Annotated in this window: 2 protein-coding genes; one reads left to right on the top strand and one right to left on the bottom strand. The window is 44.7% G+C overall.

Features of this window, described 5'->3' with window-relative positions:
* The coding region (locus KO497_RS10070; RefSeq protein WP_215943845.1) for a LysR family transcriptional regulator at positions 1-567 on the bottom strand (567 nt) is incomplete at its 3' end.
* A gap of 267 nt (positions 568-834) precedes the next feature.
* On the opposite strand from KO497_RS10070, the gene ilvC reads away from it, so the two are divergent.
* Positions 835-1,771: ketol-acid reductoisomerase (gene ilvC, locus KO497_RS10065; RefSeq protein ID WP_215943844.1), on the top strand; the 937-nt coding region annotated here is incomplete at its 3' end.

Here is a 1,771-nt window from a genome sequence, read left to right as displayed (position 1 = left end):
TTGCTTGGCCGTAGTGGGCGGATGGGTAGGTACGTTGGGTACGTGTTGTTCGGCGGGTGCTATAAATAACAAAGGCGGGACAGTGATGTGTTTAAACACTAGGCCGTGCGCTAAGTTAGCAGGCTTGGCTGCAATAGTAATATCTTCTTTACCATCCAGTATGCGTGATACCGCGTGTTCGGGGTCGCCTGTATGGAGTTTTATCTCAATGCCGGGATGCGCTATGCGAAAGCGGTTAAGTAAATCAAACAAAAAACTATAGCTGGCGGTTACCGAGCAATAAAGGCTAATTTCACCGTGAAGCTGATCGCTATTGTCGGTTAGCTCATGCCGAATCAGGTTCCATTGGCTGCTGGCTTCACGCGCATAGGCCAGAAATTTTTCGCCTTCTAGCGTCCGCGCTACCATACGATTGTCGCGGTTAAATAAAGCCACGCCAACTTCTTCTTCGAGTTGGCGAATATTTCGCGATAGGGCTGAAATGCTGATATTGCACTCTTCGCTAGCGCGCCCAAAATGTAACGTATCCGCCAACGCTAAGAAGTGTTTGATTGTTCGTGTATTCATGGTGCCATTGTAACGGATAAGAAAGCACCAAATATAGGAATCATTGCATAAAGTGGGACGTAATATTGCGTTTATATCAATTTACGAAAGGTTGTCTTTTCTATAGAGTAGCCACCACTTAATAATTTATGCATTTTTGTACCGCAACCTCATCGATGCTGGCTTGGCTGATATGAGAATGGTGGTTAACAAGGGTGTAATACTTTTTCAATCTCGGTGTGCTTTGCTACCACGATTGATCACAACAAGTTAATGGATGTGTTTAACATGGCTAATTATTTCAATACGCTGCCACTGCGTGAGCAACTTGCTCAACTGGCTAAATGTCGTTTCATGGATATGTCAGAGTTTTCTGACGGTGTTGAAGCGCTTAAAGGCAAAAAAATTGTTGTTATCGGTTGTGGCGCTCAGGGCCTTAACCAAGGTTTAAACTTGCGCGATAGCGGTTTAGACGTGTCTTACACACTGCTTGCTGCAGCAATTGCTGAGAAGCGTCAGTCGTGGAAAAACGCTACTGAAAATGGCTTTACTGTTGGTACATACGAAGAGCTAATCCCAACAGCCGATGTTGTTCTTAACTTAACGCCGGATAAGCAGCACACACCCGTTGTTACTGAAATTATGCCATTGATGAAGAAAGGCGCTTGCTTGTCTTACTCACATGGTTTCAACATCGTAGAAGAAGGCATGAAAATCCGTGAAGATTTGACGGTTATCATGGTTGCACCTAAGTGCCCTGGTTCTGAAGTACGTGCTGAATACGTTCGTGGTTTTGGTGTTCCTACCCTGATCGCTGTTCACGAAGACAATGACCCTAAAGGTGAAGGTTTAGCGTTGGCTAAAGCTTACGCTGTAGGTACTGGCGGCCACAAAGCCGGCGTATTGATGTCTTCTTTCATCGCTGAAGTAAAATCTGACTTGATGGGTGAGCAGACTATCCTATGTGGTATGTTGCAAACGGGTTCTATTCTTTGCTTCGACAAAATGGTTGAAGAAGGTATCGACCCAGGTTACGCATCTAAGTTGATTCAGTACGGTTGGGAAACAATCACTGAAGCACTTAAGTATGGTGGCGTGACTAACATGCTAGATCGTCTTTCTAACCCAGCTAAGATCAAAGCATTCGATCTTTCTGAAGAGTTGAAAGAAATCATGCGCCCACTGTACAACAAGCACCAAGATGACATTATCGACGGTACTTTCT

This window comes from Pacificibacter marinus (assembly GCF_018860665.1).
In the GTDB taxonomy this organism is placed as follows: domain Bacteria; phylum Pseudomonadota; class Alphaproteobacteria; order Rhodobacterales; family Rhodobacteraceae; genus Celeribacter; species Celeribacter marinus_A.
This window is presented reverse-complemented; position numbering and strand designations above follow the sequence as displayed.